Source organism: Hydrogenophilus islandicus (assembly GCF_054657095.1).
Genome location: NZ_BAAHXE010000080.1, coordinates 1 through 364 on the forward strand (window position 1 = coordinate 1; position 364 = coordinate 364).

Genomic DNA, 364 nt, shown 5'->3' on the forward strand with positions numbered 1-364 from the left:
CCGGTCTCATCGACGATCCAGTAGCACGCCTCATCGAGTGCCAGGTGCGGAGCGACGATTTCGCGCACTTTGCGCAATACCGCTTCGTCCGACCACGGAGATTTCGACACGAAGTGGTGTAGCGCCTGATGCTTGGCTTGAACCCGCTCAGGGTCAAGGTGCGCGGCAATCGGTTCGATGCTTTTGCGCGCAATCGGCAAAAGAAGCCCCCGGCAGTAGTCCTTGAGCCCCGCATGACGATCGGCGTGGCCCAGCACCTCAGTAAGCTCTGTGAGGTAGCACTCCAGTTCATCGATCGGTGTCATCGGGGGGCTCCTTCGGAACGGATGAACGGATCAAGGGAAGTGGAAGTATGGCATTTTTA

General features: G+C 58.2%; 1 protein-coding gene. It reads right to left on the reverse strand.

What is annotated here, in order from left to right; translation table 11 throughout:
• Window positions 1-305 (reverse strand): transposase (locus ACYQ6T_RS10745; protein ID WP_459830711.1); only part of this gene is annotated, 305 nt, incomplete at its 3' end.
• Window positions 306-364: the final 59 nt, after the last annotated feature.